Genomic DNA, 25,862 nt, shown 5'->3' on the forward strand with positions numbered 1-25,862 from the left:
GAGCGAGGAGCGGAGCGCCCCGCGGGAGCGAATCAAGGGGAATGAGCGGACAGGGGCGTGAGCATCGCAGCGAGGAACGAGCGAGGAGCGGAGCGCCCCGCGGGAGCGAATCAAGGGGAATGAGCGGACAGGGGCGTGAGCATCGCAGCGAGGAACGAGCGAGGAGCGGAGCGCCCCGCGGGAGCGAATCAAGGGGAATGAGCGGGGAACAGGTCACCACCGGGCGGCTGTACGGGGTCGGGCTCGGCCCCGGCGATCCGGAGCTGGTCACCGTGAAGGCCGCCCGGCTGATCGGCGCGGCCGACGTCGTCGCCTTCCACGCCGCGCGGCACGGCCGTTCGGTGGCCCGCGGCATCGCCTCCCCCTACCTGCGCGAGGGCCAGATCGAGGAACTGCTCGTCTACCCGGTCACCACCGAGACGACCGACCACCCCGGCGGTTACCAGGGCGCGATCGACGAGTTCTACGAGGCCGCCGCGGCGCGCCTGGCCGCCCACCTGGACGCCGGTCGCGACGTCGTCGTCCTCGCCGAGGGCGACCCGTTCTTCTACGGCTCGTACATGCACATGCACAAGCGGCTCGCGCACCGGTACCCGACCGAGGTCGTACCCGGCGTGACCAGCGTCGCCGGCGCCGCCGCCGCCGTCGGTCGGCCGCTGGTCGAGCGGGACGAGGTGCTCACCGTGCTGCCCGGCACGCTGCCGGCCGAGGAGCTCGCCGAGTGGCTGTCGACGACGGACTCCGCGGCCGTCATGAAGCTCGGGCGCACCTTCCCCGAGGTGCGGGAGGCGTTCGACCGGGCGGGGGTCCTCGACCGCGCCCTCTACGTCGAGCGGGCCACGACCGACCGCCAGCGCGCGATGCCGCTCGCCGACGTCGACCCGGCGAGCGTCCCCTACTTCTCCCTGGCCCTCCTGCCCAGCCCGCTGACCGGCGAACTGCCGGTTCCCGAACGGCCAGCCGATGACGACGACCCCGCCGGCGAGGTCGTGGTGGTGGGGCTCGGCCCCGGCGCCCGGTACTGGACGACCCCCGAGGCCGCCGACGCGCTCACCACCGCCGACGTGCTGATCGGCTACGGCCCGTACCTGGACCGTGTGCCGGCCAACCCCCGCCAGGAGCGGTTCCCGACCGACAACCGGGTGGAGGCCGAGCGGGCCGCCCACGCGCTGGAGCTGGCCCGGTCCGGACGGCGGGTGGCGGTGGTCAGCAGCGGGGACCCCGGCGTGTTCGCCATGGCCGCCGCGGTGCTCGAGGTCGCCGGGCAGCCGGAGTTCGAGGGCGTCCCGGTACGGGTCGTCCCGGGCATCACCGCCGCTCAGGCCGTCGCGTCCCGGGTCGGCGCGCCGCTCGGGCACGACTTCTGCGTCGTGTCGCTCTCCGACGTGCTCAAGCCGTGGGAGGTCGTCCTCGACCGGCTCCGGCACGCCGCGGCCGCCGACCTGGTGATGGCGCTCTACAACCCCCGGTCGAAGCACCGCCCCCACCAGCTCGGCGAGGCGCGAGCGGCGCTCCTGGAGGTCCGGTCGCCGGAAACCGTGGTGGTCGTCGGCCGCGACGTCGGCGGCCCCGAGGAACGGCTCACCGTGACCACGCTCGGCGAGCTGGACCCCGAGACCGTCGACATGCGCTGCCTGCTGATCATCGGGTCGTCGCGCACCCGGGTGGGCGCGGACGGCGCCGTCTGGACGCCGCGCAGCTACCGCGTCTGACCCCGCACCCAGGCCAGCGCCTCCTCGACCGTCGCCACGGTCGGCACGCCCGGGGGCAGGGGCGGCCTGCGCACCAGCACGACCGGGATCCCGAGCTCCCGGGCGGCGGTCAGCTTCGCCTCGGTGAGGCGGCCGCCGGAGTCCTTGGTGACGACGACCTCGACGGCGTGCTCGCGCATCAGCGCCAGCTCCTCGTCGACGGTGAACGGGCCGCGGGCCAGGACGACGGTGCTGCACGCCGGCAGCGGCGGCTCCGGCGGGTCGACGGAACGGACCAGGCAGTGCGCCGTCAGCCCGGCGAACGCGGCCAGTCCCTGCCGGCCGGTCGTGAGGAAGACGCGCTCGAACCCGGCGACGGCCTCGGCGGCCGCCGCCAGGGACGCCGCCCACCGCCAGTCGTCACCCGGCTGCTCGGACCACCCCGGTCGTTGCAGGCGGAGCAACGGGACGCCGGTGGCCTCCGCCGCCCGCGCGGCCGAGGCGGTCATGACGGCGGCGAACGGGTGCGTCGCGTCGACCACCGCCCGCACCGGGGAGGCCCGCAGCCAGTCGGCCAACCCCTCGGCGCCGCCGAAGCCGCCGATGCGCACCTCGCCCGCCGGCAGCGCCGGGTCCGCGACCCGGCCGGCCAGCGAGGTCAGCACGTCGACGCCCTCGGCGACCAGCGCCGTCGCGAGCCGGCGGGCCTCCCCCGTGCCCCCCAGGACCAGCACCCGGCCGGTCACCTTCGGCGTCCAGGCATGCTGGTCGCGTGAGCAGGGACGGCGCCACAGGGCTGCGCTACGGATGGACGACGGGCGCCTGCGCGACCGCCGCCACCACCGCGGCGTACACCGCCCTGCTCACCGGCGAGTTCCCGGATCCGGTCGCCATCGACCTGCCTCGCGGCTTGCACCCCTCGTTCGCGCTGGCCACCGAGGCGCTCTCCGAGGGCGCCGCGACGGTCGGGGTCGTCAAGGACGCCGGCGACGACCCCGACGTCACGCACGGCGCCCTCGTGTCCGCCCGCGTGACCCATGGCGAACCCGGTACCGGGGTGACCTTCCGGGCCGGAGCCGGCGTCGGCACCGTGACCAAGCCCGGTCTGCCGCTGGCCGTCGGCGAGCCGGCGATCAACCCGATGCCCCGGCAGTTCATCCGCGAGCACGTCGCCGCGGTCGCCGCCCGGCACGGCGGCACCGGCGACGTCGTCGTCGAGATCTCGGTGGAGGACGGCGAGGAGCTGGCGCGCAGGACCTGGAACCCGCGGTTGGGCATCCTCGGCGGGCTGTCGATCCTGGGCACCACCGGCGTCGTCGTCCCGTACTCGTGCTCGTCGTGGATCGACTCGATCCGCCGCGGCATCGACGTGGCCCGGGCGGCCGGGCACGAGCACGTGGCCGGCTGCACCGGCTCGACCAGCGAGCGGGTGGTCACCGAGCTCCACGGCCTGCCGGAGGACGCGCTGCTGGACATGGGCGACTTCGCCGGCGCGGTGCTCAAGTACCTGCGCCGCCACCCGGTCCCCCGGCTGACCGTCGCCGGTGGCATCGGCAAGCTGGCCAAACTCGCCGACGGGCACCTCGACCTGCACTCGGGCCGCTCCCAGGTGTCCACCGAGTCGCTGGCGGCGATGGTCCGCGACGCCGGTGGCGCGCCGGAGCTGGTCGACGGGGTGCGTGCGGCGAACACCGCGCTCGACGCGCTGCAGCAGTGCCAGGCGGCCGGGCTGCCGCTGGGCGACCTGGTCGCCGCCGGCGCGCGGGAGACCGCGCTCGGCGTGCTGCGCGGCGCGCCCGTCGAGGTCGACGTCGTGGTCATCGACCGCGGCGGGACGGTGGTCGGCCGCGCCTGACATCAGCGCGGTCGGGTCGTCGAGTACAGGTGGCTGTCGGGGAACTCGCCCGCGGTCAGCACCGCTCCGACGACCACCACCGCCGTGCGCCTGACCCCCGCGGCCTCCACCTGCTCGGCGATGTCGGCGAGGGTGCCGCGCAGGATCAGCTCGTCGTCCCGGCTGGCGCGCGCGACGACGGCCACTGGGCAGTCGGCGCCGTAGTGCGGCACCAGCTCGGGCGCCAGCTCGGCGATCCGCTGCACCGCCAGGTGCAGCACCAGCGTCGCTCGCGAGGCCCCGAGCGTGGCGAGGTCCTCCCCTTCCGGCATCGGGGTCGAGCGGGCGGAGGTGCGGGTGAGGATGACCGTCTGGCCCACCCCCGGCACGGTCAGCTCGCGCTTGAGCGAAGCCGCCGCGGCGGCGAACGCCGGCACCCCGGGGACGACGTCGTACGGCACGCCGGCCGCGTCGAGCCGGCGCATCTGCTCGGCCATCGCGCTGTAGACCGACGGGTCGCCGGAGTGCAGCCGGGCGACGTCGTGCCCCGCCTCGTGCGCGGCCACCAGCTCCGCGGTGATCTGGTCGAGGTCGAGGTCGGCGGTGTCCACCAGCCGGGCGCCGGGCGGGGCGGTGTCCAGCAGCTCCCGCGGCACCAGGGCGCCGGCGTACAGGCAGACCGGCGCCGCGGCGATGATCCGCGCCGCGCGCAGCGTGACCAGGTCGGCCGCCCCCGGGCCGGCTCCGACGAAGTGCACGGTCATGGCTTGGCTCCCGACCAGATCGTCACGGGCATGGCCGGCCGCCAGCCGGTGAAGCCGCCCACCGGGGCGGCGGTGGCGACGCCGAGCCGGACCAGCTCGCCGCCGTCCCGGGCGTGCCGGGCGGCGAGCACCGCCTCGCTCTCCACCGTGACGGCGTTGACGACCAGGCGCCCGCCCGACGGCAGCGCGTCCCAGCAGGCGTCGAGGACCCCGGGCACGGTCGCCCCGCCCCCGACGAAGACCGCGTCCGGCGTGGGCAACCCGGCCAGGGCCTCCGGCGCCCGGCCGGCGACCACCCGCAGGCCCGGGACCCCGAGCCGGGCGGCGTTCCGCACGACCCGGTCCGCCCGCTCGGGATGGGACTCGATGGCGACCGCCCGGCACGAGGGGTGCACCCGCATCCACTCGATCCCGATGGAGCCCGCGCCGGCGCCGACGTCCCACAGCAGCTGCCCGGGCAGCGGCGCGAGCCGGGCGAGGGTGACCGCGCGGACGTCGCGCTTGGTCAGCTGGCCGTCGTGCTCGTAGGCGTCGTCGGGCAGGCCGGGGGCGGTCGGCAGCGGCACGGTGCCGGGATCGGCGGCCACCTCGACGGCGGTCACCACCAGCGGGTCGACGACGCCGTGCGGCCACTCCGCCGCCGTGCCGGTGGACCGCTGTTCGGCCGGGCCGCCGAGCTGGGCGAGGGCGGTGACCCGGCTGGCGCCGTAGCCGAGCCGGGTGCACAGGGCGGCCACCTCCGCGGGCGTGCCGCCGTCGGAGCCGAGGACGATCAGCCGCCGCCCGGGGGTCACGTGCGGCGCCACGAGCTCGAGCGGACGCCCGACGACGCTCACGACCGTGGTCTCCTCGACCGCCCAGCCCAGCCGCGCGCACGCCAGGCTCGCCGAGGAGGGGTGCGGGAGGACGCGCACGGCCTCCGGGCCGTGCAGCCGCACCAGCGAGCTGCCGACGCCGGAGAGCATCGGGTCCCCGCTGGCCAGGACGACGACCCTGCGGCCGGGGTGCGCCTCGCGCAGTGCGGCGAGCGCCGGCCCCAGAGGTGAGGGCCAGGGCACCCGCTCGGCGGGCACGTCGTCCGGCACGAGGCCCAGCTGCCGGGCGCTGCCGCGCAGGACCTCGGCCTCCCCGATCACCCGCCGGGCCGCCGTCGAGAGGCCGTCCCAGCCGTCGGCGCCGATGCCCACGACCGTCGTCGGCGCCGGCCGGTCCCGCTCCTCAGGCTGCACGACGGGCGATCCTAGGCATCGGCCCTCCGGGACCGGTTGACACGATGGGCGGCGATGGACACCCCGATCGCGGCCGGCCTGGCGTTGGGCACCGCCGCAGACCTGCTGCTCGCCGACCCCCGGCGCGCCCACCCGGTGGCCGGGTTCGGCACGGTCGCCGGCGCACTGGAGCGCCGGATCTGGCGCGACTCCCGCGCGGTCGGCAGCGCCTACGCGGTGGGCCTGGTGGTGAGCGCCGCCGGGCTCGGCGCGCTGCTCGACCGGGGCACGCGGCGCCGCCCGGTCCCCCGCGCGCTCGTCACCGCGGTGGCCAGCTGGACGGTGCTCGGCGGCACCTCGCTGGGCCGCGCGGCGGCCAGGATGCGCACCGCCCTGGACGCCGGCGACATCGCGGCCGCGCGCGCCGAGCTGCCGGCGCTGGCCGGGCGCGACCCGCGAGCGCTCGGGGCGGACGAGCTGGCCCGCGCGACCGTCGAGTCGGTCGCGGAGAACACCTCGGACGCGGCGGTCGCCCCGCTCGTGTGGGGCGCGGTCGCCGGGCTGCCGGGGCTGCTGGGCTACCGGGCGGTGAACACCCTCGACGCGATGGTCGGCCACCGGTCACCGCGGTACGAGCGCTTCGGCTGGGCCGCCGCCCGCCTCGACGACGTCGCCAACTGGCTCCCGGCCCGGCTCACCGCGGCCCTGACCGTCGCCGTTGCGCCGCTCACCGGAGCCTCCGCAGCCGGGGCCCTGCGCACCTGGATGCGCGACGGAGCGGCCCATCCGAGCCCCAACTCCGGGCGGTGCGAGGCGGCGACGGCCGGGGCGCTCGGGATCCGGCTGGGCGGGCGGAACGTCTACGGCTCCCGGGTGGAGGTCCGCCCGTTCCTGGGCACCGGACGGGCTCCCGTGGCCGCCGACATCGGGCCGGCCGTGCGGCTGTCGCGCTCGGTCTGGCTCGGCGCCGCCGTCCTCGCCGTCACGGCTCGGCTGGTGCGGCGGTGAGCGGAGCGCTGCTGGTCGCCGGCACCACCTCGGACGCCGGCAAGTCGATCGTCACCGCGGGCATCTGCCGGTGGCTGGCCCGCCAGGGCATCTCGGTCGCGCCGTTCAAGGCGCAGAACATGAGCAACAACTCGATGGTCACCCTGGACGGCGCGGAGATCGGCCGCGCCCAGGTGATGCAGGCGGCCGCCGCACGGGTGGAGCCCGAGGCGGCGATGAACCCGGTGCTGCTCAAGCCCGGCGGGGAGGACTCGAGCCAGGTCGTCCTCCTCGGCCGGGCGGTCGCCGACGTGACCGCGCTGTCCTACCGGCCCATGAAGGCCGCGCTGCTGGAGCAGGTCCTGGCCAGCCTGGCCGACCTGCGCTCCCGGTTCGACGTGGTCGTCTGCGAGGGCGCGGGCTCCCCCACCGAGATCAACCTGCGGGCCGACGACATCGCCAACATGGGCCTGGCGACGGCCGCGGAGCTCCCGGTCCTGGTGGTCGGCGACATCGACCGCGGCGGGCTGTTCCCGGCGCTCTTCGGCACGGTCGCGCTGATGCCGCCGGCCGACCAGCGGCTGGTCGCCGGGTTCCTGGTGAACAAGTTCCGCGGCGACGCGCGGCTCCTCGAACCCGGCCTGGTCGAGCTGGAGCGGCTCACCGGCCGGCCGACGCTCGGCGTGCTGCCCTGGCTCGGCGGCCTGGAGCTCGACGTCGAGGACTCGCTCGGCATCCCCGCCGGCGGCACCCTCGCCGCGCCGCCGCACGGCGAGGACGTGCTCCGGGTCGCGGTCGCCCGGCTGCCCCGGCTCTCGAACTTCACCGACCTCGACGCGCTCGCCGCCGAGCCCGGGGTCCTGGTCCGCTACGTGACCCGGCCCGAGGAGCTGGGCGACGCCGACCTGGTCGTGCTCCCCGGCACCCGGTCGACCGTCCGCGACCTGGCCTGGTTGCGGGAGACCGGGCTGGCCGGGGCGGTGCAGCGGCACGCCGCGGCGGGTGGGCCCGTCCTCGGCATCTGCGGTGGGCACCAGATGCTGGCGCGCACGATCACCGACGACGTCGAGTCCCGGGTCGGCACCGTCGCCGGGCTGGGACTGCTGCCCACCGACGTGCGCTTCGCCTCCGAGAAGACCCTCGGGCGCCCCTCCGGCACGGCACTCGGCGAGCCCGTGCAGGGCTACGAGATCCACCACGGCGTGGTCACCGTCGACGACACCGCCGAGCCGTTCCTCGACGGCGCCCGGGCCGGGTCGGTCGCGGGCACGACCTGGCACGGCGCGCTGGAGAACGACGGGTTCCGGCGGGCGTTCCTCACCGAGGTGGCCCGCACCACCGGCCGCCGGTTCGTGCCCGCCCCGGACACCGACTTCGCCGCCGTGCGCGAGGCGCGGCTGGACCGCCTCGGTGACCTGGTCGCCGAGCACGCCGACACCGCCGCGCTCTGGCGCCTGATCGAGACCGGCGCGCCGCCGGACCTCCCCCTGCTGCCTCCGGGGTCCGCCGCGAGCTGATCCCCGGGGCTGTCGGCCGGACCCGTGGTTGTGGTTCCATGACGCCGCCACACGCGACGGCAGTGGAGGAAGCCCGGTGAGATTCCGGCGCGGTCCCGCCACTGTGAGCCGGCCCCCGGGCCGGTGAGTCAGGAACTCCCGCCGTCGCGCTCCTGCCACCTCCGGGCGTGGACACCCGGGGAGAGGACGCGTGCTCGGTGCGCCGTATTCGCGCATGACCTACCCCTTCAGCGCTGTCGTCGGCATGGACGACATGCGGCTGGCCCTCCTGCTCAACGCCGTCTCCCCCGCGGTCGGCGGCGTGCTGGTGCGCGGTGAGAAGGGCACCGCGAAGTCGACGACGGTCCGCGCGCTCGCCGCCGTGCTGCCGCCGGTCGCCGTGGTGCCCGGCTGCCGCTTCGCCTGCGACCCGGCCGCCCCCGACCCGGCCTGCCCGGACGGTCCCCACGAGGTGACCGCTGACGCCCCGGTCCGCCCGGCGCGGCTGGTCGAGCTGCCGGTCGGGGCCTCCGAGGACCGCGTCGTCGGCTCGCTCGACCTCGAGCGCGCGCTCACCGAGGGCGTGAAGGCGTTCGAGCCCGGTCTTCTGGCCGCGGCCCACCGGGGCGTGCTCTACGTCGACGAGGTCAACCTCCTGCACGACCACGTCGTCGACCTGCTGCTGGACGCCGCGGCCATGGGCACCGCCTACGTCGAGCGCGAGGGCGTCTCCGTCCGGCACGCCGCCCGCTTCCTGCTGGTCGGCACGATGAACCCCGAGGAGGGCGAGCTCCGCCCGCAGCTGCTCGACCGCTTCGGGCTCACCGTCGAGGTGGCCGCGCCCCGGGACCCCGCCGAGCGGGCCGAGGTGGTCCGCCGGCGGTTCGCCTCCGACGCCGACCCGGCCGGGTTCGCCGCCACGTGGTCGGCCGAGGAGACGGCGCTGGCCGAGCGCATCGCCGAGGCGCGGGCGCGGCTGCCCCGCGTCGTCCTGTCCGACGCGGCGCTGCGGCAGGTGACCGCGGTGTGCGCGGCGTTCGACGTCGACGGTCTGCGCGCCGACCTGGTCACCGCCCGCGCGGCGATCGCGCACGCCGCCTGGTCCGGCCGCGACGAGGTGACCGAGGACGACGTCCGGGTGGCGGCCCGCCTGGCCCTCCCGCACCGCCGCCGGCGCAACCCCTTCGACGCGCCCGGGCTCGACGAGGAGACCCTCGACGAGGCGCTGTCCGACAGCCGCCCGGACGACGACGGGCCGGACGGCGACGGGCCGGACGGCGACGGGCCGGACGGCGACGGCCCGGGGGGCGGGGGCGCTCCCCCGCCCGGCCCGTCCGCTGACGACGGCGGGAACGGCTCCCCCACCGGCGAGGGCGGCACCGAGGCGTCGCCTCCCGCGACGGCACCCCGGGGTGAGGGCGGCGGCCGCGCCGACGCCTCCCCGGCACCCGACCGGGCCGCGGCCGCGCCGTCGGAGCCGTTCCGCGCGCGGCGGCTGAAGGTGCCCGGCATCGGCGCGGGTGCGGCCGGCCGGCGGTCGCGGGCCCGGTCGGAGCGCGGCCGCGTCGTCGGCTCGACGAAGCCCGGCGGGAGCGTCACGACGCTGCACCTGGTCGACACGGTGCTGGCCGCGGCGCCGCACCAGCGGGCGCGCGGGCGCACCGGGCCGGGGTTGCGGCTCGCCCGCGAGGACCTGCGCCAGGCCACGCTCGAGGGCCGCGAGGGCAACCTCGTGCTCTTCGTCGTCGACGCCAGCGGCTCGATGGGCTCACGGGCGCGGATGGGCGCGGTGAAGGGCGCCGTGCTGTCCCTGCTCCTGGACGCCTACCAGCGCCGGGACAAGGTCGGGCTGGTCACCTTCCGCGGCACGGCGGCCGAGGTCGCGCTGCCACCCACCTGGTCGGTGGAGGCGGCCGCCGCCCGGCTGACGGAGCTGCCCACCGGGGGGCGGACACCGCTGGCCGCGGGTCTGGTCGCCGCGCACGACGTCCTCCGGGTGGAGCGGATCCGCGACCCGCAGCGCCGTCCGCTGCTCGTCGTCGTCACCGACGGCCGGGCCACCGGGACCCGCGGGGGCGCTGCGCTGACCGAGGCCCACGCCGCGGCGGCGCTGCTGGCAGCGACCGGCACCGCCGCGGTGGTCGTCGACTGCGAGTCCGGCCCGGTGCGGCTGGGTCTGGCCCGCACCCTCGGGACGGCGCTGGGCGGGCAGACCCTGCGGCTGGAGGAGCTGGCCGCCGACGCGCTGGCCGCCACCGTCCGCAGTGCGAGGGCCGCCTGATGCCGCAGGGGCAGGTCACCACCGTCCCCCAGGACGGTCTCACCACGAAGCAGCGCCGGAACCGGCCGCTGCTGGTCGTCCACACCGGCGAGATGAAGGGCAAGTCCACCGCCGCCTTCGGCATGGCGATGCGCGCCTGGAACCAGGGCTGGTCGGTCGCGGTCTACCAGTTCGTCAAGAGCGCCAAGTGGAAGGTCGGCGAGGAGAACGCGCTGACCGCACTGGGCCGGGTGCACGAGGAGACCGGCGAGGGCGGCCCGGTGGTCTGGCACAAGATGGGCTCCGGCTGGAGCTGGTCGCGCCGGCAGGGCACCGAGGTCGACCACGCCGCGGACGCCGCCGAGGGCTGGGCCCAGATCAAGCGGGACCTGGCCGCCGAGGCGCACCGCTTCTACGTGCTCGACGAGTTCACCTACCCCCTGACGTGGGGCTGGATCGACGTCGACGACGTGGTGCGGACGCTCACCGCCCGCCCCGGCACCCAGCACGTGGTCGTGACCGGGCGGAACGCCCACCCGGCGCTGATCGAGGTGGCCGACCTGGTGGTCGAGATGACCAAGGTCAAGCACCCGATGGACGCCGGCCAGAAGGGTCAGCGAGGCATCGAGTGGTGAGCGCGGGCGGGTCGGTGATGCCCCGGCTCGTCGTCGCGGCACCGAGCAGCAACGCGGGCAAGACGTCGGTGGCCACGGGCCTGATCGCGGCCCTCACCGCCCGCGGGCTCACGGTCTCGCCGCACAAGGTGGGGCCGGACTACATCGACCCCGGCTACCACGGGCTCGCCGCCGGTCGGCCCGGCCGCAACCTCGACCCCTGGCTGGTCGGCGAGGAGCGGATCGCCCCGCTGTTCCTGCGCGGCGCCCTGCACCCCCGGACGGCCGACGTCGCGGTCGTCGAGGGCGTGATGGGCCTGTTCGACGGCGCCAGCCACCCCGCGGTGGAGCCCGGCTTCGCCTCGACCGCGCACGTGGCGCGCCTGCTGCGGGCACCCGTGGTCCTCGTCGTGGACGCCTCCTCCCAGGCACGATCGGTGGCCGCGCTGGTGCACGGGTTCGCCACCTTCTCCCCCGACGTCCGGCTGGGCGGCGTCGTCCTCAACCGGGTCGGCACCGACCGCCACGAGGCGATCCTGCGCGAGGCGCTCGGCGCCGCCGGCGTGCCCGTGCTCGGAGCGGTACGCCGGATGGAGCAGCTGCACACCCCGTCGCGCCACCTCGGCCTGATCCCGGCGGCCGAGCGGTCGGACGCCGCGCTCGCGACCGTCCGCTGGCTCGGCGAGGTGGTGGCGGCCTCGGTCGACCTGGACGCCGTGCTCGCGCTGGCCCGCTCCGCGCCCGCACTGGCCGCCCAGCCCTGGGACCCGGCGGCCGAGGTCGCCGCCGTCCCGGGGCGGCCCCGCATCGCGGTCGCCGGAGGCCCCGCCTTCACCTTCGGCTACGCGGAGAACACCGAGCTGCTCGAGGCTGCGGGCGCCGAGGTCGTGACCGTCGACCCCCTGCGCGACGAGGCGCTGCCGCCGGGCACCGCGGGGCTGGTGGTCGGCGGCGGCTTCCCCGAGGTGCACGCCGCCGAGCTGTCGGCGAACGAAGCCCTGCGCGGCGACGTCGCCGCGCTGGCCGCCGGGGGCGCCCCGGTCGTCGCCGAGTGCGCGGGGCTGCTCTACCTCTCCCGCGAGCTCGACGGCATGCCGATGTGCGGGGTGCTCGACGTGGCGACGGCGATGTCGCCCCGGCTCACCCTCGGCTACCGGGCGGCCGTGGCCGTCACCGACTCGGTGCTGGCCACGGCCGGGACCCGGGTCCGCGGGCACGAGTTCCACCGCACGCACGCGGACCCGTCGGCCGGCGCGACCGGCGCGTGGCAGTGGTCCGCGGCAGGCCCCGAGGGGTTCGTGGCCGGCGGCGTGCACGCCTCCTACCTGCACCTGGCCTGGGCCGGCAGCCCGCGGCTGGCCGGGAACCTCGTCGCCGCCTGCGCCCGCCGAACGGAGAGCGCCCGTGCACATCGCTGAAGGATTCCTGCCCGTCGGGCACGCGGTGGGCTGGACGGTGGTGGCCGCGCCGTTCGTCGTGCACGGTGCCCGGGCCGTCGTCAAGGAGGTGCGGGAGAACCCGGAGTCGACGCTGCTGCTCGGCGCGGCCGGGGCCTTCACGTTCGTGCTCAGCGCGATCAAGCTGCCGTCGGTGACGGGCAGCTCCAGCCACCCGACCGGCACCGGCCCGGGCGCCATCCTCTTCCGGCCGCCGGTGATGGCCCTCCTCGGCACGGTCGTCCTGCTCTTCCAGGCGCTGCTGCTCGCCCACGGCGGTCTCACCACCCTGGGCGCGAACGCGTTCGCCTTCGCCGTGGTCGGCCCCTGGGTCGGGTACGGCGCGTGCCGCCTCGTCCGTGCGCTGGGCGCCGGGCTGCTGCCGGCGGTCTTCGCCGGCGTCGCGCTCGCCGACCTCGCCACCTACGTCACCACGTCCTTCCAGCTGGCGCTGGCATTCCCCGACGCGGAGAGCGGCCTGGCCGGTGCGCTGCTGAAGTTCCTCGGCGTCTTCGCCGTCACCCAGATCCCGCTGGCCGTCGGCGAGGGACTGCTCGGCATCCTGCTGTTCCGCGCCCTGACGGCGAACGCCCGCCCCGAGCTCGAACGGCTCGGGGTCCTGCGGCCGGCCCCGCTCGCGCCGGACGGAGGCCCCGCGTGACCCGCCGCGCGCTCGTCACCGTGCTGCTCGTGCTCGCGGTGGTCGCCCTGTTCGCCGTCCCCCTCCTGCTCGACGGCGGGAACTCGGAGTACGGCGGCACCGACGCCGCAGTCGCCGCGGAGCTCGAGGCCGACGGTCACTCCGCCTGGTTCGAGCCGCTGTTCCGCCCGGCCGGCGAGGTCGAGTCGGGCCTGTTCGCGCTGCAGGCCGCCCTCGGTGGTGGCGTCCTCGGCTACGTGCTGGGCCGGCTGCGCGGCCGCCGGCCGGCGCGCGACGGGGACACGAACCCGTGACCGGGCTGGCCGTCGACGACGCGGCGTGGGCCAGCGCCTGGCGCCGGCGGGCCCCGGCCGACAAGCTGCTGCTCTGCGGCGGCCTGGTCGTCACCGCCCTGGTGCTGCCGGCCTGGCCGGGGTGCGCACTGGTCGGTGCGGTCGCGGTCGGGCTGGCGCTGGGCCCGGCCCGGGTGCCCGCGCGGACCTTCGGCCGGGCCGTGCGCTGGCCGCTGGCGTTCGTCGCCGTCGGCGCGGTCACCGCGGTCGTGGAGGTGGGGACCGGAGGGCTCGGCTGGGCTCCCGACGCCGCTGCCCGCGCCGGTTCCCTGGTCGGGCACGCGCTCGCCGGCGGAGCCGCCGTGCTGCTGCTCGCGACGACGACACCGCTGGCGGACCTGCTGCCGGCCCTGCAGCGTGCGCGCGTACCCGCCGCCGTCGTCGAGGTCGCCTCGGTCGTGTACCGGCTGCTGTTCGTGCTGCTGGACAGCCTGCGCACGATCCGCGAGGCGCAGGCGGCCCGGATGGGCTACTCCTCGGTGCGCCGTTCCTACCGGTCCTCGGGCACCCTGGCCGCCGCCGTGCTCGTCCGGTCCTGGGACCGTGCCCGGCGGATGCAGGAGGGGCTGGCCGGCCGGGGTCTGGAGAGCGGTCTGCGGGTGCTGCCCGAGACCCTGCCCTCGTCCGCGGCCTTCCTCGCCGCCGCCGGCGCCGTGATCGGCTGCATCGTCGCGACCTCGCTGGTGATCGCGTGAGCCACCGCGCACTGGCCGCCTCCGGGCTGGTCGTCGGCTACGGGCCCGGGGGTCGCGTGCTCGACGGCGCCTCGCTCACCGTGCCGGCCGGCCGTCGGCTCGCCCTGCTCGGTGCCAACGGCTCCGGCAAGACCACGCTGCTGCGCTGCCTGTCCGGAGCGCTGCGCCCGGCGTCGGGCACGGTCACCGTCGACGGCGTCCCGGTGGCGTACTCCCGGCAGGGGCTGCGCGCGCACCGGCAGACGGTGCAGCTCGTCCTGCAGGACCCCGACGACCAGCTGTTCAGCGCCTCCGTCGCGCAGGACGTGTCCTTCGGGCCGCTGAATCTCGGTCTCGACGAGGACGAGGTGCGCGCACGGGTCGCCGAGGCGCTGCGCCTGCTCGCCGTCGAGCCGCTGTCCGCGCGGCCCACCCACCAGCTGTCCTACGGCGAGCGCAAGCGGGTGGCGATCGCCGGTGCGGTGGCGATGCGGCCCTGCCTGCTGCTCCTGGACGAGCCGACCGCCGGGCTGGACCCCTCCGCGGTGACCGAGACGCTGGCGGCGCTCGCCCGGCTGCAGGAGAACGACTCCACCGTCGTCATGAGCACCCACGACGTCGACCTCGCCCTGCGCTGGGCCGACGAGGTGGCCGTGGTGGTCGACCGCCGCGTCGTGCAGGGGCCCCCCGCGGAGGTCCTGGGCGATCCCGCCCTCCTCCGGCGCGCCCGGCTGGACCGGCCGTGGGCGCTGTCGGTCGGGGCGCGGCTGCGCGCACTGGGCCTCCTCCCGCCAGGAGCCCTGCCGCGCACCACCGAGGACCTGCTCGACGCGCTGCCCACCGCCCCGGCGGCACGGTCGTGATCACCGTGGGCGTGGGGTCGTCGACCGGTGTGGCCGCCGACGAGGTGCTGGCGGCGGTGGACGCGGTGCTCCCCCCGGGGACGACGGCGGTGCGGCTGTCGACCCTGGACGCGCGGTCGCGGGAACCAGGGCTGCGGCGGGCCGCCGCCCTGCGCGGCTGGGTGCTCGTCGGCCATCCGGCGGAGGTGCTGGCGCGCGTCCCGGTGCCGTCCCCGTCCGAACGGGTGGCCGCGGCCACCGGCACCCCCTCCGTGGCCGAGGCCGCGGCGCTCGTCCACGGCGGAGTGCTCACCGTGCCCAAGACGGTCCGCGGCCGGGTCACCGTGGCGCTGGCCGTGCCCACCCCGCATCCCGAGGAGGTGCCATGAGCACCGCGTTCCTGCCCCCGCCGTCCGCTCCCCTCCACCCGGTGGGGCTGCGCCTGCACGGCCGCCGCGTCGTCGTCGTCGGCGGCGGGGCGGACGCCTACCGGGCCGGCGTGGGCCTGCTCGACGCCGGAGCCGACGTCACGGTGGTGGCTCCCGTCCTCGTCCCGGCCCTCGAGGCGCTGGCAGACACCGGCGACCTGTCCTGGATCCCGCGCACCTACGCCCCGGGTGACCTGGCCGGCGCCTGGTTCGCCGTCACGGCGACCGGTGACCCCGCCGTCGACGCGGCCGTCGCCGCCGACGCCGACGCGGCCCGGATCTTCTGCGACCGCACCGACGACCCGGGGGCGGCGACCGCATGCCCCACCACACCGGGGAGCGCGGACCCGGTGCCGGCCCGCGGCCCCCGCGGCCGGGTCGTGCTCGTGGGCGGCGGGCCCGGTGACCCGGACCTGATCACCGTCCGCGGGCGGGAGGCGCTGTCGCAGGCCGACGTCGTGGTCGTCGACCACCTCGGGCCGCGCTCGCTGCTGGCCGGGCTGCGACGCGACGTCGAGATCGTGGACGCGTCCAAACTGCCCCGGGGCCGGTCGATGCCGCAGGAGCGGATCAACGACGTGCTCGTGGCCCGGGCCACCGAGGGCCGGCTCGTCGTGCGGCTCAAGGGCGGCGACCCGTTCGTGTTCGGCCGGGGCATGGAGGAGCTGATCGCCTGCACGGCGGCCGACGTCCCCGTCGAGGTCGTCCCCGGGGTCAGCAGCGCGATCGGCGTCCCCGGCATCGCCGGCATCCCCGTGACCCACCGCGGGCTCACCCACGAGTTCGTCGTCGTCTCCGGGCACCTGCCCCCGGGCCACCCGCAGTCCCTGGTCGACTGGCCCGCGGTCGGCCGGCTGCGCGGGACGGTCGTGGTCCTCATGGGGGTGGAGACCGCGCCGGCGATCGCGGCCGCGCTCGTCGAGCACGGCCGGCGCCCGGAGACGCCCGTCGCCGTCGTGGTCGAGGGGACGACGGAGCGACAGCGCACGATCCGGACGACGCTGGGCCGTCTCGGGGAGACCATGCGCGACGAGGAGGTGCAGCCGCCGGCCGTGTGGGTCGTCGGCGAGGTCGTGGGGCTGGCCGCCGGCGCACCGGCGACCAGCCCACCGTGCGGAGCGCGCGCGCCTCGTCCCGCGCGGGGGTAGGAGGCGTGCGACACATCGGCCCCCGCCCCGGTTCGGCCCGCGCCCGGATGGGCATGGGAGGTGGGCGCGGGCACGGGTGAAGCAGCCACCCCGGCCCGCCCCGACTCCCGAGGGCCTTCCCCGATGACGTCTGCCCCCACCCGGGCAACCGCTCCCGCCGTCCCCCTGTCCGACCGCACGCTCTCCGACCTCCCTCCCGAGATCTCGGTGCCCGGCTACGACCGGTCCGCGCTGCGGCCCGGCGTCGTGCACTTCGGCGTCGGCGCCTTCCACCGCGCGCACCAGGCCGTCTACCTCGAGGAGCTGGCGCGCCGTGGCTCCACCGACTGGGGCGTGGTCGGCGTCGGCCTGCACAGCCGCGCCATCGGCGAGGTGCTCGCCGACCAGGACAACCTCTGGACCGTCGTCGAGCGCGCGGCCGAGGGCGACCGGCCCACGGTCGTCGGCGTGCTCACCGAGTACCTCTACGCCCCGGAGAAGGTGCTCGCCGTCCTCACCGGCGAGCACATCCGCATCGTGAGCCTGACCATCACGAGCACCGGCTACCGGATCGATGCGAACACCGGGCAGTTCGACGCCGAGGACGAGGAGATCGCCCGCGACCTCGCCGACCCCGGCCGTCCGCAGACGGTCTTCGGCTACCTCGTCGAGGCGCTGCACCGGCGCCGCCAGGCCGGCCTGCCGCCGTTCACGGTCCTCTCCTGCGACAACATGCAGTCCAACGGCACGGCGGCTCGCACCGCCGTCGTCTCCTTCGCCCGGTTGCGCGACGCGGAGCTCGCCGACTGGATCGACGAGCACGTCGCCTTCCCGGAGAGCATGGTCGACCGGATCACCCCGAGCACCAGCCCCGAGGACCGGGACGCCATCGCCGCCGCCATCGGCGTGGACGACCGCTGGCCGGTGGTCACCGAGCCCTTCCGGCAGTGGGTCGTGGAGGACGCCTTCTGCAACGGGCGGCCGCCCCTGGAGGACGTCGGCGTCCAGTTCGTCGACGACGTGGCGCCCTACGAGACGGTGAAGACCCGGCTGCTCAACGCAGGACACAGCGCGCTGGCCTACCTCGGCTACCTCGCCGGTTACCGGACGACCGAGGCGGTCATGGCCGACCCGGTGTTCCGGGAGTACATGACCCGGCTCATGGCCGAGGAGATCGCACCGCACCTCCCCGAGGTCCCCGGCATGGACCTGGGCCGGTACCAGGCGACGCTGCTCGAGCGGCTGGCCAACCCGCGGATGCCCGACCAGCTGGCCCGCCTCGGCCGCCGCGGCTCCAGCAAGATCCCGAACTACATCCTGCCCACCGTGCGCAGCGCCATGGAGCAGGACCGCCCCTACCAGCTCCTCTGCCTCGCGGTCGCGGGGTGGCTGCGCTTCCTGCGCGGTGCCGACTACGCCGGCGAGGAGGTGCCGATCCAGGGTCCCCGCACCGACCTGGTGACCGTCGCCCAGGAAGCCGGCGGCGACGCGGCGCCGCTGCTCTCGGAGCGCTCGGTGTTCGACCACATCGGGCAGGACCCGCGGTTCGCCGACTGCGTCCAGCGCGCGCTGTCGTCGCTGGACCGCACGGGCCCGCGGGAGGTCGTCCAGGAGTACCTCGCCGGTGGGGGCACGGCGTGACCGGTCTCCCGGGCACGCTCACGACCCTGCTCTGCGACGCCGACGGCACGCTGTTCCCCTCCGAGGAGCCCGCCTACGCCGCGTCGGTCGACGTCACCAACCGGTTCCTCGCGGGGCTCGGGGCGCAGCGGTCGTTCGCGGCCGAGGAGCTGCAGCGGATGACCAACGGCAAGAACTTCCGGGGCGCGGCCACCGAGCTGGCCGCCGCGCGGGGACAGGAGGTGGACCGTGCCGAGCTCGACGCCTGGGTCACCGAGGAGAAGGACGTGGTGACCACCCACCTGCGCCAGGTGCTGCGGCCCGATCCCGACGTCCGGGAGCCGCTCCACCGGCTCTCCCGGCGTTTCCGCCTGGCGGCGGTGACGTCGAGCGCGTGCTCCCGGCTCGCCGCCTGCCTGGAGGTCACCGAGCTGGCCCACCTCTTCGCCGCAGAACGCCGGTTCAGCGCCGAGGACTCGCTGCCCGCACCCACGAGCACACCCGACCCGGCCGTGTACCTGCACGCCGGTGGCTCGCTCGCGGTCGGTCCCGCCGAGGCCCTCGCGGTCGAGGACTCGGTCAACGGGGCCCGCGCGGCGGTCGCCGCCGGCTACCCGACGGTCGGCATCCTGCAGTTCGTCCCACCGGCCGACCGGGACGGCCGGGACGCCGCGCTCCGGGAGGCCGGTGTCGCGACGGTGGTCGCCTCCTGGACCGAGCTGGAGGGCCTCCTGTGACCGCACGACCGCTCGACTACGGTTCGGGCATGACGTTGGTGTTCCACTGGGGCGGGCCGCGGCACGGCGAGGTCGACGAGCTCCCCTCGGAGGCGCTCGCCTCGTCGGTGCTCGTGTACGACGGGCCGAGGTGGTTCGGCGTCTACGAGCACTTCCAGCCGGCCCGCACCCAGGAGACCGCCGGTGGGCCGGCGCAGGTCTGGGTCGTCCGCGAGTAACCGGGCTCAGGTGTACCGGCGGTCACCGGGGACGGCGCCACGAGTGGTTGCATCGTCGGGGTGACGAGGACCCGATGACGCGCGACGCCGCTCCCCCGCACGAGCAGACCGGAGTGCCGTTCGGCACTGCCGTCCGCGCGTGGTTCCTGATCTCGCTGCAGACCTTCGGCGGCCCGGCCGGCCAGATCGCGGTCATGCAGCGCACGCTGGTCGACGAGAGGCGCTGGATCGGGCAGCGGCGGTTCCTGCACGCCATGAACTACTGCATGCTGCTGCCAGGGCCCGAGGCGCAGCAGCTGGCCACCTACGTCGGCTGGCTCCTCCACGGCACCCGCGGTGGGCTGGTCGCCGGCGGCCTCTTCGTGCTGCCGGGCGTGGTGGCCCTGCTGGTCCTGTCGGCCGTCTACGTCGCCTTCGGGACGACGACCGCCGTGCTCGCGCTCTTCGCCGGCCTCGCGCCCGCCGTGCTGGCGATCGTTGCCCAGGCCGTCGTCCGGGTCGCGAAGAAGACGCTCGACCGGCCGGAGCTCGTCGTCGTCGCCCTCGCCGCGTTCCTCGCCCTGGCGCTGTTCGGCGTCCCGTTCCCGGTCGTGGTCGCGGTGGCCGGCGTCGTCGGGTGGGGCCTGAGCCGGTGGCGCCCCGCTCCGGAGACGAGGAGGACGGAGGCCTCCGACGCCGGTCCGGCCCCGGTGATCTCCGACGACGTCCGGCACACCGAGGCGCCGTCGGCCGGCCGCACGGTGCGGGTGCTGCTCGTCGGCCTGCTCGTCTGGGGGGTGCCGATCGCGCTCGTCGCCGCGCTGACCGGGGCGCACAGCACGCTGACCGAGCAGGGGCTGTTCTTCTCCGGCACCGCCGTCGTGACCTTCGGCGGGGCCTACGCGGTGCTCGCCTACGTCGCCCAGCAGGCGGTCGCCGCCTACGGCTGGCTCTCCCCGGGTGAGATGGTGCGCGGCCTCGCCCTGGCCGAGACGACGCCCGGCCCGCTGATCATGGTGGTGCAGTTCGTCGCGTTCCTCGGTGCCTACCGGGCGCCGGGCGACCTCGACCCGTGGGTGGCGGCGGTGCTCGCCTCGCTGCTGGTCACCTGGGTGACCTTCGTCCCGAGCTTCCTGTTCGTGCTGCTCGGCGCCCCCTACATGGAGCGGCTGCGCGGCAACCGGTCGCTCTCCGCCGCGCTCACCGGCATCACCGCCGCCGTCGTCGGCGTGATCGCCAACCTCGGCGTCTACTTCGCGGTGCACACCCTGTTCGCCGACTCGCGCGAGCTCGACGCCGGGCCGCTGCACCTGGAGGTGCCGGCCCTGGGCTCGCTGCGCCCGGTCGCGGTGGTCATCGCGCTGGTCGCCGCCGTGCTGCTGTTCCGGCTGAAGTGGTCGGTGCTGCGCACCCTCGGCGTGTGCGCCGTCCTCGGCCTGGCTGCCGGGCTGGCCGGGCTGCCGGTGACCTGACGACGTGCCAGGGCCCGCCCGGTCCCCCGGACGGGCCCTGCACGCGGCGCGGTCACATGCCGGCGACGATGCTCCGCAGGTCCTCCGCCACGCGGGTGGCCTCGCGGGAGGCGCCGACGATCGCGTCCTGCGCCTGGGCCGTCGAGGCGTTCTGCTCCTCGACCGCGGCGGCGATGGTGGTCTGCGCCTCGACCACGCCCTGGATGACCTCGGTGACGCTGCCCAACGCGGTACCGGCCGCCTCGACGTCCTCCCGGACGGTCTCGACGACGCCACGGATCCGCTCGGTGGCCTTGGCGGTCTCCGCGGCGAGGTCCTTGACCTCGCCGGCGACGACCGCGAAGCCCTTGCCCGCCTCGCCGGCGCGGGCGGACTCGATGGTCGCGTTGAGCGCCAGCAGGTTCGTCTGGTCGGCGATCGAGGAGATGCTGCCGGCGATCTGGTCGATCTCGGCCATGGTCGCCGCCAGCCGCTCGATGACCTCGGCGCTGCGCCGCGAGCCGTCGCTGGCCTGGTTGGCGGTGGTGGTCGCGTGGCTGGCGGCCGCGGCGATGTCGGAGATGGCGGCGCGGAGACCGGTCATCACGTCGGTCGCGGTGCCCACGTTCTCGTCCAGCCGGCGGCCGGCCTCGACCAGGCCTGCGAGACGCTCCTCGAGCTCGGCGGCGCGCTGCTCACGCTGCGCCAGCTGGGCGGCGGCCTCGTCGGCCGCGCGGGCGCGCTCGGTGGCCAGCTCGGCCTGGGCCTCCGCCTGCGCCTGTGCCTGCGCCTCGGCCGCGCGTCCCGCGGCCCGGCGCCCCCGCTCCGCCTCCTCGGTGAACTTCCACGAGTAGGCGAGGAAGAACGCCTCGGCGAGCAGGAACACCGCGTGCAGCAGCGCGAAGAGGATCGGGTTGTCCTGGGCCTGCTGGGTGGAGTAGACCGCCTCGGGCGCGACCAGGCTGGTCAGCACGTGGTGCACCGCGACGAACACGACGGCGAGCAGGAAGGGCGTCCACAGCTGGTACAGCGCCACCAGCGCCAGCAGCGCGTAGAACCAGATGTGCAGGTCGGTGAGGCCGCCCCCGACGTGCACGAGCAGGTCGGCGCCGAACATGAGACCGACGCCGGCCGCCGAGGCGCGGGCCAGCATGCCGCGGAGCACCAGCGCCGCGACCAGGAGTCCGACGAGCGCACCGAGCTGCCCCCACAGCGCCAGCCCGTGGGCGTGCCCCCGGAGCAGAGCGATGGTCACGAGCACCGGCGGGTGCAGGGCGAGGACCACGCAGATGATGCGGTGCCGGCGCCGGAACCCGTCCTCGTCCAGGCGGGCTCCGCGCGGGATGCTGGCCCAGAAACCGCTGGGCCGGGGAACAGCGATCGTCTCGGTCATACCGCTGTCTATCGGCACCGGCACAGCTGTATTGAGTACAACCATCAGACCGACCCGGTCGGTTGGCTCCCGGAGCCGAGGACGGTCAGCGGCAGCCGCAACGCTCCGGGTGCCGCCGCGGGGACCACCGGGGCCCGCGGGGGCACGGGAGCCAGCGGGCGGTAGGCCTCGCCCGGTGCCGGGCGGGGGTCGGGCTCCCCCCGGTTCGGCCACAGCGCCATCGCCCGTTCGGCCTGTGCGGTGATGGTGAGCGACGGGTTCACCCCGAGGTTCGCCGACACCGCCGACCCGTCGACGACCGACAGCCCCGGGTAGCCGTGCACCCGGTGGTAGGGGTCGACGACGCCGCTCTCCGCGGTGCGGCCGATCGGGCAGCCGCCGAGGAAGTGCGCCGTCATCGGGATGTCGACCAGCTCGGTCATCGCGCCACCGGGGTCACCACCGATCTTCGCCGCGATCCGCCGCACCGCCTCGTGGCCGCCGGGGATCCAGGTCGGGTTGGGCTCGCCCGGCCCGGGACGGGTGGTGAGCCGCCGTCCGAACCGCGACCGCCGGCCGGAGACCACGATGCTGTTGTCGCGGCTCTGCATCACCAGCGCGATGACGGTCCGCTCCGACCAGCCGCGCACCGAGAGCAGGCGCACGAAGGCCGCCGGGTCGCGCACGATCACGCCCACCGCCCTGAGCCAGCGGGGCAGCCGCCCGCCGCCGTCGACCAGCACGGTCTGCAGCAGGCCGATCGCGTTGCTCCCCCGGCCGTAGCGCACCGGCTCGAGGTGGGTGTGCTCGTCGAGGTGGAACGACGAGGTGATCGCCACGCCGCGGCTGTAGTCCACCGGTCCGCCGCGCCGGCCGGTCGCGGCGAGCACCGCCTCGGAGTTCGTGCGGGTCTGGTGGCCCAGCCGCGGGGAGAGCTCCGGCAGCGTGCCGCCGTCCTTCATCGCGTGCAGCAGCCGCTGGGTGCCGTAGGTGCCGGCGGCCAGCACCACCTGGTCGCAGGTCCAGCGGCGCACGGTCCGTGCCGCCCACCAGGCACCGCTGCGGACCGTCTCGACCTCCCAGCCGCCGCCGGCGCGAGGGCGCACCGCGGTCACCGTCGTCAGCGGGTGGACCACTGCCCCGGCCCGCTCGGCCAGGTGCAGGTAGTTCTTCACCAGCGTGTTCTTGCCACCCACCCGGCAGCCGGTCATGCACGACCCGCACTCCGTGCAGCCGGTGCGGTCGGGCCCGACGCCGCCGAAGTAGGGGTCGGGCACCGTCACGCCGGGCTCGCCGTAGAAGACGCCGACCGGCGTGGAGACGAACGTGTCACCGACGCCCATCTCCTCGGCCACCTCGCGCATGACCTCGTCGGCCGGCGTGGTGCTCGGGTTGGTGGTGACGCCGAGCATCCGGCTCGCCTGGTCGTAGTACGGCGCGAGCTCGGCCGCCCAGTCGGTGATGTCGGCCCACTGGGGGTCGCGGAAGTACGCGTCGGGCGGGCGGTAGAGGGTGTTGGCGTAGTTCAGCGACCCGCCACCGACCCCGGCACCGGCCATGACGAGCACGTCGGGCAGCAGGTGGATGCGCTGCACCCCGTAGCAGCCGAGCTGCGGGGCCCACAGGTAACGGCGCAGGTCCCAGGAGGTCGTGGGCAGCTCGTCGTCGGCGAACCGCCGGCCCGCCTCCAGCACCGCGACCCGGTAGCCCTTCTCGGACAGCCGGAGCGCAGCGGTGCTGCCGCCGAAGCCGCTGCCGACGACGACGACGTCCACGTGCTCGGCCGGGCGCCCGCCCCTGCGTCGGGCCCGCTCACCCACGAGCGCCCCCCACCGGGACGGCGGCCGGAGCCGGGGCGAAGTCCTCCGGCCGCAACCGGTGCAGGCGGCGGCGGAAGGTGAGGGTGGATGCCGGCCAGTTCTGGGTGTTCCGCCCGCTCTCGGTGAGGTACCAGCTGCGGCACCCACCGGCGAACACGGTGCCGCGCACCCGGCGCTGCACCCACTCGTCGAAGGTCTTCGCGACGTCGCGGCGCACGTCCAGCCAGCGCACCCGCCCCTGCTGCAGGTACTGGACGGCCTGCACCACCCACCGCACCTGCGCCTCGAGCATGAAGATGATCGAGTTGTGGCCGAGGTTGGTGTTCGGGCCGTAGAGCACGAACAGGTTCGGGAACCCGGGGACGACCGTGCCCAGGTAGGCGCTGGCGCCGTCTGCCCACTGCTCGTGCAGCTCCCGCCCGCCCCGACCGGTGATCCGCATCGGTGCCAGGAACTCGGTGGCCGTGAAGCCGGTGCCCAGGATGATGGTGTCGACCTCGCGCTCGGTGCCGTCGGCGGTGACGACCGAGTGCGGGCGGACCTCGGTGATCCGGTCGGTGACCACCTCCACGTGAGGCAGCTGCAACGCCTCGTACCAGTCGTTGGACATCAGGATCCGCTTGCAGCCCATCGGGTCGGTGGGCGTAAGCTTCTCCCGAAGCGCGGGATCGGCGACCGACGCGGCGAGGTGCTTGCGGTAGGCGGCGCGGTGGGCGAAGAGCAGCCGGGGCTCGGTGTTGAAGCCCAGGGACCGGAGCTCGTTGGAGAGGTAGTTCGCCTCGCGGGAGAGCCGCAGCAGACCGGGCACGCGGGCGAACGCCTTCTTGGCCCGCTCCTGGTAGGCGCGGTCGGGCTTGGGCAGCACGTAGGGGGCCGAACGCTGGAAGACGCTCAGCGTCGCGGTGCCCGGTGCGATCGCGGGCACGAACTGGATGGCGCTGGCGCCCGTGCCGAGGACGGCCACCCGCTTCCCGGTGAGGTCGTGCTCGTGGTCCCACCGCGCGGAGTGGAAGAGCGTGCCCTCGAAGGTCTCCAGGCCGGGCACGTCGGGCGTGCTCGGCCGGCTCAGCTGCCCGGTCGCGGTGATCAGGACGTCGGCCACGTGCTCCTCGCCGCCGGTGAGCGTCAGCCGCCAGCGTCCGCTGCCCTCGTCGAACGACGCCGCGAGCACCTCGGTGCCGAACCGGATGAGCGGCAGCACCCCGAAGTCCCTGGCCACGTCGCGCAGGTACTGGTGGATCTCCGCCTGGGGTGCGAAGCGGCGGGACCAGTCGGCCTTCGGCGCGAAGGAGAGCGAGTAGAGGTGGGAGGGGACGTCGCACGCCGCGCCGGGATAGGTGTTCTCCCGCCAGACACCGCCCACGTCGGAGCTCTTCTCGAACAGCACCAGGTCGGTGACCCCGGCCTCCTTGAGCCGCACCGCCGCGGCGATGCCCCCGAACCCGCTGCCGATGATGGCGACGCTCGTCACGGTCAGGACCCTACGAGACGGGCGGGCTCCTGGGGAGCGGCCATCAGCCGGCCCGCCACTGCGGCGTGCGGCCCTCGATGAAGGCGGCGATGCCCTCCATCGCGTCGGTGCTCGCGCCGACCGCCCGGATCTCCGCGTCGTTGCGCTCCCACGCACCGGCCTCGTGCGGCAGGTCGCCGTCGACCATGCCCAGCGCCAGGCGCTTGCTGGCCTGCACCGCCAGCGGGGCGTTGGCGGCGATCCGCTCGGCCAGCCGGAGCGCCACCGGCAGCACCTGGTCGGCCGGGACCACCTCGTTGACCAGGCCCCATCGCTGCGCCTCCTCGGCGCCCATCGGCTCACCGGTCAGGATCATCCGCATCGCCACCTTGCGCGGCAGCTGCTCGGGCAGCCGGAAGACTCCTCCGGCGGCGGCGAAGATGCCCCGCGCCGTCTCCGGCAGGCCGAAGGTGGCGGTGTCGGCGGCCACGGCGAGGTCGCTGGCCAGCACGAGCTCGGTCCCGCCGCCCAGGGCCGGGCCGTTGACCGCGGCGATCACCGGCGTGCTGACGGGGTGCCGGACGAATCCGGCGAAGCCGTAGTCCTCGCGGCCGGGTGCGAGCGGGGTCTCGCCCCGGCCGAGCGCCTTGAGATCGGCTCCGGCGCAGAAGGCCTTGTCCCCCGCGCCGGTGAGGACCACGCAGCGGATGTCGGAGTCGTGCTCGGCCGACTCGAGGGCGTCGGCGAGGCGCGTGGCGATGTCGGCATCGACGGCGTTGCGTGCCCGCGGCCGGTTGAGGGTGACGACCAGCGTGTGGCCGACCCGGTCGACGAGGACCGTGGGTTCCTCGGTGCTCATGG

Annotated in this window: 24 protein-coding genes and 1 riboswitch; of the genes, 17 read left to right on the plus strand and 7 right to left on the minus strand. The window is 75.8% G+C overall.

All coding sequences use genetic code 11. The features are described from left to right. The first annotated feature begins 197 nt into the window (after window positions 1-197). Window positions 198-1,712 carry a precorrin-2 C(20)-methyltransferase gene (locus DQ237_RS11045; protein WP_113800145.1) on the plus strand — a complete coding sequence of 505 codons (1,515 nt, stop codon included), beginning with the start codon at window positions 198-200 and terminating at the stop codon, window positions 1,710-1,712. On the opposite strand, the gene DQ237_RS11050 is transcribed toward DQ237_RS11045, so the two are convergent. After that, entirely contained in the window at window positions 1,700-2,425 is a 726-nt protein-coding gene (locus tag DQ237_RS11050) for a cobalt-precorrin-6A reductase (protein ID WP_240619578.1), read from the minus strand. The two genes, DQ237_RS11045 and DQ237_RS11050, sit on opposite strands and share 13 nt — an antisense overlap. Before the next feature lie 38 nt (window positions 2,426-2,463). Between DQ237_RS11050 and DQ237_RS11055 the strand changes: the two genes are divergently transcribed. Then, window positions 2,464-3,546 carry a cobalt-precorrin-5B (C(1))-methyltransferase gene (locus tag DQ237_RS11055; RefSeq protein ID WP_113800150.1) on the plus strand — a complete coding sequence of 361 codons (1,083 nt, stop codon included), beginning with the start codon at window positions 2,464-2,466 and terminating at the stop codon, window positions 3,544-3,546. A gap of 2 nt (window positions 3,547-3,548) precedes the next feature. On the opposite strand, the gene cobM is transcribed toward DQ237_RS11055, so the two are convergent. Both cobM and cbiE read right to left on the minus strand, forming a co-directional pair. Further along, the gene (gene cobM / locus DQ237_RS11060; RefSeq protein ID WP_113800152.1) at window positions 3,549-4,289 is read right to left on the minus strand and encodes a precorrin-4 C(11)-methyltransferase; all 741 of its coding nucleotides are present in this window, start codon (window positions 4,287-4,289) and stop codon (window positions 3,549-3,551) included. Next, window positions 4,286-5,518, minus strand: a complete 1,233-nt coding sequence (gene cbiE / locus DQ237_RS11065; protein ID WP_113800154.1) for a precorrin-6y C5,15-methyltransferase (decarboxylating) subunit CbiE — start codon at window positions 5,516-5,518, stop codon at window positions 4,286-4,288. The genes cobM and cbiE overlap by 4 nt, the downstream gene beginning before the upstream one ends. Before the next feature lie 54 nt (window positions 5,519-5,572). Here cbiE and DQ237_RS11070 point away from each other — a divergent pair, with 54 nt between their 5' ends. The 15 genes from DQ237_RS11070 to chrA all read left to right on the plus strand — a co-directional run bounded on the left by DQ237_RS11070 (window position 5,573) and on the right by chrA (window position 20,380). Next, window positions 5,573-6,505: a cobalamin biosynthesis protein gene (locus DQ237_RS11070; protein WP_113800157.1), complete on the plus strand. Its 933-nt coding sequence runs from the start codon at window positions 5,573-5,575 to the stop codon at window positions 6,503-6,505. Next, window positions 6,502-8,001, plus strand: coding sequence for a cobyric acid synthase (locus tag DQ237_RS11075; RefSeq protein WP_113800159.1), 1,500 nt, complete (start codon window positions 6,502-6,504; stop codon window positions 7,999-8,001). Before DQ237_RS11070 ends, DQ237_RS11075 begins: the two co-directional genes overlap by 4 nt. Before the next feature lie 65 nt (window positions 8,002-8,066). Continuing rightward, window positions 8,067-8,139, plus strand: a riboswitch (cobalamin riboswitch). Between the two features lie 76 nt (window positions 8,140-8,215). Beyond that, window positions 8,216-10,261: a putative cobaltochelatase gene (locus DQ237_RS11080; protein WP_113800161.1), complete on the plus strand. Its 2,046-nt coding sequence runs from the start codon at window positions 8,216-8,218 to the stop codon at window positions 10,259-10,261. After that, window positions 10,261-10,875 carry a cob(I)yrinic acid a,c-diamide adenosyltransferase gene (gene cobO, locus DQ237_RS11085; protein ID WP_113800163.1) on the plus strand — a complete coding sequence of 205 codons (615 nt, stop codon included), beginning with the start codon at window positions 10,261-10,263 and terminating at the stop codon, window positions 10,873-10,875. The genes DQ237_RS11080 and cobO overlap by 1 nt, the downstream gene beginning before the upstream one ends. Then, window positions 10,872-12,272: a cobyrinate a,c-diamide synthase gene (locus DQ237_RS11090; protein ID WP_240619579.1), complete on the plus strand. Its 1,401-nt coding sequence runs from the start codon at window positions 10,872-10,874 to the stop codon at window positions 12,270-12,272. Before cobO ends, DQ237_RS11090 begins: the two co-directional genes overlap by 4 nt. Then, window positions 12,259-12,951 (plus strand): energy-coupling factor ABC transporter permease, encoded by a 693-nt coding sequence (locus DQ237_RS11095; protein WP_113800165.1) that lies wholly within the window; start codon window positions 12,259-12,261, stop codon window positions 12,949-12,951. The genes DQ237_RS11090 and DQ237_RS11095 overlap by 14 nt, the downstream gene beginning before the upstream one ends. Next, window positions 12,948-13,244 carry an energy-coupling factor ABC transporter substrate-binding protein gene (locus tag DQ237_RS11100; RefSeq protein WP_113800167.1) on the plus strand — a complete coding sequence of 99 codons (297 nt, stop codon included), beginning with the start codon at window positions 12,948-12,950 and terminating at the stop codon, window positions 13,242-13,244. The genes DQ237_RS11095 and DQ237_RS11100 overlap by 4 nt, the downstream gene beginning before the upstream one ends. Then, window positions 13,241-13,978 (plus strand): cobalt ECF transporter T component CbiQ, encoded by a 738-nt coding sequence (gene cbiQ, locus DQ237_RS11105; RefSeq protein WP_113800169.1) that lies wholly within the window; start codon window positions 13,241-13,243, stop codon window positions 13,976-13,978. Before DQ237_RS11100 ends, cbiQ begins: the two co-directional genes overlap by 4 nt. Next, complete coding sequence (locus DQ237_RS11110; RefSeq protein ID WP_113800171.1) at window positions 13,975-14,820, plus strand: energy-coupling factor ABC transporter ATP-binding protein; 846 nt, start codon at window positions 13,975-13,977, stop codon at window positions 14,818-14,820. The genes cbiQ and DQ237_RS11110 overlap by 4 nt, the downstream gene beginning before the upstream one ends. 11 nt (window positions 14,821-14,831) lie before the next feature. Continuing rightward, window positions 14,832-15,188: a cobalamin biosynthesis protein gene (locus DQ237_RS11115; RefSeq protein WP_240619580.1), complete on the plus strand. Its 357-nt coding sequence runs from the start codon at window positions 14,832-14,834 to the stop codon at window positions 15,186-15,188. Further along, complete coding sequence (gene cobA, locus DQ237_RS11120; RefSeq protein WP_113800175.1) at window positions 15,185-16,375, plus strand: uroporphyrinogen-III C-methyltransferase; 1,191 nt, start codon at window positions 15,185-15,187, stop codon at window positions 16,373-16,375. The genes DQ237_RS11115 and cobA overlap by 4 nt, the downstream gene beginning before the upstream one ends. A 123-nt stretch (window positions 16,376-16,498) precedes the next feature. Next, window positions 16,499-17,995: a mannitol dehydrogenase family protein gene (locus DQ237_RS11125; RefSeq protein ID WP_113800177.1), complete on the plus strand. Its 1,497-nt coding sequence runs from the start codon at window positions 16,499-16,501 to the stop codon at window positions 17,993-17,995. Next, the gene (locus DQ237_RS11130; RefSeq protein ID WP_113800179.1) at window positions 17,992-18,711 is read left to right on the plus strand and encodes an HAD family phosphatase; all 720 of its coding nucleotides are present in this window, start codon (window positions 17,992-17,994) and stop codon (window positions 18,709-18,711) included. The genes DQ237_RS11125 and DQ237_RS11130 overlap by 4 nt, the downstream gene beginning before the upstream one ends. Before the next feature lie 29 nt (window positions 18,712-18,740). Next, complete coding sequence (locus tag DQ237_RS11135; RefSeq protein WP_147251784.1) at window positions 18,741-18,929, plus strand: hypothetical protein; 189 nt, start codon at window positions 18,741-18,743, stop codon at window positions 18,927-18,929. Window positions 18,930-19,003: 74 nt separating this feature from the next. Further along, window positions 19,004-20,380, plus strand: a complete 1,377-nt coding sequence (gene chrA / locus DQ237_RS11140; protein ID WP_113800199.1) for a chromate efflux transporter — start codon at window positions 19,004-19,006, stop codon at window positions 20,378-20,380. Window positions 20,381-20,432: 52 nt separating this feature from the next. Here the strand turns inward: chrA and DQ237_RS19730 are convergent, their stop codons facing one another. Genes DQ237_RS19730 through DQ237_RS11160 form a run of 4 tightly spaced genes read right to left on the minus strand, consistent with a single transcriptional unit; the run spans window position 20,433 to window position 25,860 of the window. Beyond that, window positions 20,433-21,752, minus strand: coding sequence for a methyl-accepting chemotaxis protein (locus DQ237_RS19730; protein WP_113800201.1), 1,320 nt, complete (start codon window positions 21,750-21,752; stop codon window positions 20,433-20,435). 44 nt (window positions 21,753-21,796) lie between these two features. Beyond that, window positions 21,797-23,551: an FAD-dependent oxidoreductase gene (locus DQ237_RS11150; RefSeq protein ID WP_166509584.1), complete on the minus strand. Its 1,755-nt coding sequence runs from the start codon at window positions 23,549-23,551 to the stop codon at window positions 21,797-21,799. Further along, window positions 23,544-25,022, minus strand: a complete 1,479-nt coding sequence (locus DQ237_RS11155) for an NAD(P)/FAD-dependent oxidoreductase (RefSeq protein WP_205730172.1) — start codon at window positions 25,020-25,022, stop codon at window positions 23,544-23,546. The genes DQ237_RS11150 and DQ237_RS11155 overlap by 8 nt, the downstream gene beginning before the upstream one ends. Window positions 25,023-25,065: 43 nt before the next feature. Continuing rightward, window positions 25,066-25,860: a crotonase/enoyl-CoA hydratase family protein gene (locus DQ237_RS11160; protein ID WP_113800205.1), complete on the minus strand. Its 795-nt coding sequence runs from the start codon at window positions 25,858-25,860 to the stop codon at window positions 25,066-25,068. Window positions 25,861-25,862 lie beyond the last annotated feature (2 nt).

This window comes from Blastococcus sp. TF02-8, from assembly GCF_003319175.1.
In the GTDB taxonomy this organism is placed as follows: Bacteria; Actinomycetota; Actinomycetes; order Mycobacteriales; family Geodermatophilaceae; genus Blastococcus.

Excerpts from the sequence above, each read along its gene's own strand:
- DQ237_RS11045 (WP_113800145.1), top strand. The coding sequence starts at position 198 with ATGAGCGGGGAACAGGTCACCACCGGGCGGCTGTACGGGGTCGGGCTC.
- cobM (WP_113800152.1), bottom strand. The coding sequence starts at position 4,289 with ATGACCGTGCACTTCGTCGGAGCCGGCCCGGGGGCGGCCGACCTGGTC.
- DQ237_RS11070 (WP_113800157.1), top strand. The coding sequence starts at position 5,573 with ATGGACACCCCGATCGCGGCCGGCCTGGCGTTGGGCACCGCCGCAGAC.
- DQ237_RS11080 (WP_113800161.1), top strand. The coding sequence starts at position 8,216 with ATGACCTACCCCTTCAGCGCTGTCGTCGGCATGGACGACATGCGGCTG.
- cobO (WP_113800163.1), top strand. The coding sequence starts at position 10,261 with ATGCCGCAGGGGCAGGTCACCACCGTCCCCCAGGACGGTCTCACCACG.
- cobA (WP_113800175.1), top strand. The coding sequence starts at position 15,185 with ATGAGCACCGCGTTCCTGCCCCCGCCGTCCGCTCCCCTCCACCCGGTG.
- DQ237_RS11125 (WP_113800177.1), top strand. The coding sequence starts at position 16,499 with ATGACGTCTGCCCCCACCCGGGCAACCGCTCCCGCCGTCCCCCTGTCC.
- DQ237_RS11135 (WP_147251784.1), top strand. The coding sequence starts at position 18,741 with ATGACGTTGGTGTTCCACTGGGGCGGGCCGCGGCACGGCGAGGTCGAC.
- chrA (WP_113800199.1), top strand. The coding sequence starts at position 19,004 with ATGACGCGCGACGCCGCTCCCCCGCACGAGCAGACCGGAGTGCCGTTC.
- DQ237_RS19730 (WP_113800201.1), bottom strand. The coding sequence starts at position 21,752 with ATGACCGAGACGATCGCTGTTCCCCGGCCCAGCGGTTTCTGGGCCAGC.
- DQ237_RS11160 (WP_113800205.1), bottom strand. The coding sequence starts at position 25,860 with ATGAGCACCGAGGAACCCACGGTCCTCGTCGACCGGGTCGGCCACACG.